This is a genomic window from Aggregatilinea sp. (genome assembly GCF_036822615.1).
Classification (GTDB): Bacteria; Chloroflexota; Anaerolineae; order Aggregatilineales; family Aggregatilineaceae; genus Aggregatilinea.
The window spans coordinates 203,326-208,596 of record NZ_DAISHJ010000002.1; the positions used below are offsets into that span (position 1 = coordinate 203,326).

Consider the following 5,271-nt stretch of genomic DNA (forward strand, 5'->3'; position numbering starts at 1 on the left):
GTCACCGCCTGCGCCAGCGGCACCGGCTCGATCATCGACGCCATGCGCGTGATCGGCGGCGGCGCGCGAGGCCGCCTGTGGAACCGCATCATGGCCGACGTGTACGGTATCCCCGTCCATCGACTCGCGGTGCTGCAAGAGGCAACGTCGATGGGCGCGGCCCTGGCGGGCGGGATCGGCGTCGGGCTGTACCCCGACTTTTCGATGTCCGAGACGATGAACGAGATCGCCGAGACGGTCCAGCCGGATCCGGCGAATCAGGCGGTCTACGCGCGCCTCTATCCGATCTTCGAGGCCACCTACCACGCGCTAGCGCCCGTTTACGACATGCTCACGGATGCCGATCTGTAAAACGCTACTTAATTTTGGGCCGCTTATGAAAGGAGACTTTACTGATGCAATACCGTTACATGGGGCGTACCGGCCTGAAGGTGTCCGAGCTGTGCCTGGGCACGCAGACCTTTGGCTGGGGCGCTGACGAGCCGACCGCACACCGCATGGCCAGCCGGTTCATGGATGCCGGGGGCAACTTTTTCGACACATCCAATATATATAATGAGGGCCAGTCCGAAACGATCCTGGGAAGCTGGCTGAAGGACCAAGACCGCGCGCAGGTGGTGATCGCGTCCAAGGTATTTTTCCCGGCGGGCAAAGGGCCGAACGACACCGGGCTGACGCGCAAGCACATCTTCCACCAGATCGATGCCAGCCTGCGGCGGCTGCAAACCGACTACATCGACATTTACCAGACGCACTGCTGGGATGCCTCCACCCCGCTGGAGGAAACGCTGCGCGCGATGGACGATCTCGTTACGATGGGCAAGATCCGCTACGTCGGCGCATCCAATTACACACCATCCCAGTTGATGCGCTCGCTCATGCTCAGCGAAAAACACGACTGGGCGCGCATGGACTGCCTTCAGCCGGAATACAGCCTGCTGGTGCGCAGCCCGGAATGGGAGCTGCTGCCACTGTGCCAGGAGCAGGGCGTCGGCGTGATCGCGTGGTCACCGCTGGCCGGAGGCTGGCTCACGGGCAAGTACCGGCGCAACCAGCCACCACCATCCGACAGCCGCGCCGGGCGCGCCGATCGCTGGGATGACCTGCCGGAGCAGCGCGAGACGGAACAATATTGGGATATGGTCGACGTGTTGGTGGCGATCGCTGAGGCGCGCAGCAAGACGCCCGCCCAGGTTGCGCTCAACTGGGTGCTGAACAAACCCGGCGTGACTGCGCCTATTTTTGGCGCGCGCACACCGGAACAGTTGGAGCAGAATCTTGGCTGCGCAGGGTGGTCGCTCTCGCCGGAAGAGGTGGCGCAGCTTGACGCCGCGAGCGCGATCCCACTGCCCTCCCCCTACAACTTCATCGCCCGCTATACGCGCACACGCTGAAGGCAGTGCGCGGTCGGACCGAACCCGATTCGGGCTCAGGTTACAGAGTGTGCATCCTGTTGACCTGGGCCCGAATGCTGGGGAAGCCAGATAACGGATCAGATCTGCCGCTTCCCCAATAGTGACCTGCCCCCAGAGTCCATAGGTTTGATACGTCAACTGCACACGTCCATATCAGGGTATCAACGGTCAAATTTCGATCTCAGCCAGTCCACTTTCACCGATCATCCTGCGGCTATCTCATCTCCCCTATCATTGCCGTCATCTTCTGCCAATACAGCTTCCCATCACTCGGCAATCCGATCTCGCTCTGCGAAGATTTACAGATGACATATAGTGAATAATGAAAGACAAAACAAGGCAGCTGCAAATCTGCGATGCTCCATCTAGCCAGGCAAGAGGAGGGTAAGGTATGTGGCACTCTATTCAGGACCATATGAGCTGGCGCGCTATCCCGATTGCTGGGTTGGCAGCCGGTACTGTTTTTCTGCTTGTCATCATGATCCTGACGCCTGTAGTCATGGATGTAGAGCCAACAATTATTCTGCGTTACTTCGGCTCCCTTGTACTGGGCACGGACATCTTACTTAAGGACGATATCCTTACGCTGGTGGTGGGAATCATCGTGCATTATGCGCTCTCAATTGCCTTCACCGTGCTTATCGCCGTGGTGATTCACCGTTGGGGTCTGCTCGTGGGAATCATCGGCGGGGGTATCATGGGGATCGCAATTTATCTGCTCAATCTCTACTTCTTTACTGTGCTGTTTGAGTGGTTTTTTGCCATCAACAGCAGCGTGTTGCTGCTTAGCCACATTCTGTTTGGTGCCACAGCAGGCGGTGTATACGAATTATTCGATCAATATGATACGCGGTTCGAACTGGAGGTGGAATGATGAGACGGAGAGGTGGTGGCGTCACACGGCTCATCGTCGGCTTGGTCATTGCAGCCATCTCGGTCATTACGTATCTTTCCTCAGCAGAGTTCAATGACGTAACAGGGGAAAAACAATATATCAGCCTGACGGTGGATCAGGAGATTGCCCTGGGATTACAGTCTGCGCCAGAGATGATCAACGAATATGGAGGACTGTACCCTGACGAAGAGGCGCAACAGGTTGTTGATAGCATTGGAAATCGTCTGGTCACGAACAGCGTCGCATCCGACACGCCCTGGCCGTTCGAGTTTTATGTTCTGAATGATCGCAACACCCTGAATGCGTTTGCGCTCCCTGGTGGTCAGGTATTCATCACAGCTGCACTACTCAATGAGCTGACGACTGAGGACCAGATCGCAGGCGTATTAGCCCACGAAATCGTCCACGTTTTAGCCCGCCACGCGGCTCAGCGGATCGCTAAAAGTGACCTGTCAAATGGTCTGGTGGGCGCAGTCGGAGTAGCTGCCGGGGATGCAAGTGCCGCTCAAACGGCGGCTGTGATTGGGCAATTGATTAATATGCAATACAGCCGTGATGATGAAACTGAATCCGACACCCTGGGCATATGCCTCATGGTCGATACAGAATACAACCCGGAAGCCATGATCGATGTCATGCGCGTGTTGGAAGCCGCCAGCACAGGCGCTGGCCAGCCGGAGTTTTTCAGTACACATCCCAGCCCTGAGCATCGTATCGAGCGCATCCAGGAGGCGATTCAGACAGCATCTCAGGACTGTCCCTCATAGGAACTTAGAGTGCTCGACATCCCGTAACGAGCGATCGTTTCAGCATAGCGCTGGTGGACTCGCCGAATATGGTGAGTCCACCAGTGTTATGCTGTTCGAATAAGCCAGTTTACAATGCACCCCGCTCTACTATCGCAAGAAATCTGATTTTGAGTGAAAATCATCCGCGAGGACGGTGAGTTTACCATTCGAGCACGTCTGTACCAGGGCATCGACCGGCAGATTCCCAAACCACCCACCATAGTCTATCCGCCTGAAAACGCCTATCGTCAAGCGATTACGGGCCACGCCCCTATCAAGGGATTGAGCAGGACAGTCCGGTAGGCTATATACTTGTTAAGGCTATGCACCGGGTCAACAAGTTTCGGCTTGCCAGGCAGCGGACCAATTGGTGCTTGACACCTTTGATTGTCGATGGTAGTAATACAATTACTTACTTGAGCGAGGGGAGGCTGTTTTAATGTCCAATGCATATTTTAGAGTGCCTACTCCGATAAACGAACCGATTCGGAGCTATCAGGCGGGGAGCGCAGAGAAGAAGGTATTGAAGGCCAAGCTGGCGCAGATGGCCGCTGAAGAAATTGAAATTCCGCTCATCATCGGTGGGCAGGAGATCAAAACCGGCAAACTGGCCGAGATAACTGCGCCGCACGATCACACGCTCAAGTTAGGTCGCTATCACAAAGCGGGTGAAAAAGAAGTGAAGATGGCCATTGAGGCCGCTTTAGAGGCGCGGAAAACCTGGGCCGAAATGCCGTGGGAACACCGGGCGTCCATCTTCATCAAAGCTGCCGATCTCCTGGCCGGGCCGTGGCGTAGTACGTTGAATGCGGCCACGATGCTAGGGCAGTCCAAAACGGTCTTTCAGGCCGAAATTGACTCCGCCTGCGAAGTCATCGATTTCTGGCGTTTCAATGTACATTACATGACTCAAATTATGGGCGACCAGCCCATTTCGTCGCCGGGAGTATGGAACCGGGTGGAGTATCGCCCGTTGGAAGGCTTCATCTTCGCTGTAACGCCCTTCAACTTCACCTCAATCGCAGCCAACTTGCCCACTGCTCCGGCAATGGTCGGCAACGTAGTCCTCTGGAAACCAGCCTCCAGCGCGGTGTATTCCGCTTACTATCTGATGCGCCTGCTGCAAGAAGCTGGCCTTCCCGATGGCGTCATCAATTTCGTTCCCGGCTCCGGTTCGCAAGTGGGTAACCCGGTAATGGCCAGTCCTGACCTGGCTGGCATTCACTTCACCGGCTCTACCGCAGTGTTCCAGGGTATGTGGAAAACTGTCGGCGAGACGATTACCGAGAAAAAGTACTATCCGCGCATCGTCGGCGAAACCGGCGGCAAGGACTTCATCTTTGCCCACCCGTCGAGCAAACTGGACGAACTGGTGACCGCAGTTATCAGAGGCGGATTTGAATACCAGGGTCAAAAATGTTCGGCAGCGTCGCGGGTGTATATCCCCGAATCGCTCTGGCCCGCTTTCAAGGAAAAATACGCCGCCGAAGTTGGCAAAATCAAGATGGGGTCGCCGGAAGATTTCACCAACTTTATGAGCGCGGTCATCGACAAGGGCGCATTCGATACCATCAAGGAATACATCGACTACGCCAAAGCCTCATCCGAAGCCGAAATTCTAACCGGCGGCGGCTGCGATGATTTGAAGGGGTACTTTATCGAGCCGACCACCATTGTCACCGCAAATCCCAGATTCAGGACAATGGAGGAAGAGATTTTCGGCCCGGTAGTAACCATCTTCGTGTATGCTGACGAAGACCTGGATGAGACGCTCGCCTTGTGCGACACGACCTCGCCCTACGCCCTGACAGGGGCGGTCTTTGCACAAGATCGGCAGGCCATCGTCAAGATGTCAAACTTCTTGCGTAATGCTGCTGGCAACTTCTACATCAACGACAAACCGACCGGCGCAGTGGTCGGACAGCAGCCGTTTGGCGGGGGCAGAGCTTCCGGCACCAACGACAAAGCGGGGAGCGCGATGAATCTGCTCCGGTGGATGACCGTTCGCGCGATAAAAGAAACGATGGTCCCACCTGCGGATTGGCGATATCCGTTTATGGACGAAATGTGATTGACCGTGCCAGCTATAAGAAGTGGCTGGCACAAGACTGTCAAGAAAACCCGATGTACAAGTTTAATCGGACAGAAGGTCAGCGAACTGGAGCGGCGACGC

Annotated in this window: 5 protein-coding genes; all 5 read left to right on the forward strand. The window is 55.9% G+C overall.

Going from position 1 to position 5,271, the window contains the following annotated elements; translation table 11 throughout:
- The coding region (locus tag V7116_RS01905) for an FGGY-family carbohydrate kinase (RefSeq protein WP_324389842.1) at positions 1-351 on the forward strand (351 nt) is incomplete at its 5' end.
- Positions 352-395: 44 nt separating this feature from the next.
- Complete coding sequence (locus V7116_RS01910; RefSeq protein ID WP_324389844.1) at positions 396-1,394, forward strand: aldo/keto reductase; 999 nt, start codon at positions 396-398, stop codon at positions 1,392-1,394.
- Between the two features lie 412 nt (positions 1,395-1,806).
- Complete coding sequence (locus V7116_RS01915) at positions 1,807-2,289, forward strand: hypothetical protein (protein ID WP_324389846.1); 483 nt, start codon at positions 1,807-1,809, stop codon at positions 2,287-2,289.
- A complete protein-coding gene (locus tag V7116_RS01920) occupies positions 2,286-3,077 on the forward strand; it encodes a M48 family metallopeptidase (RefSeq protein ID WP_324389848.1) in 792 nt (263 codons plus the stop codon). Before V7116_RS01915 ends, V7116_RS01920 begins: the two co-directional genes overlap by 4 nt.
- Positions 3,078-3,537: 460 nt before the next feature.
- Positions 3,538-5,169, forward strand: coding sequence for an L-glutamate gamma-semialdehyde dehydrogenase (gene pruA / locus V7116_RS01925; protein WP_324389850.1), 1,632 nt, complete (start codon positions 3,538-3,540; stop codon positions 5,167-5,169).
- The last annotated feature ends 102 nt before the right edge of the window (positions 5,170-5,271 follow it).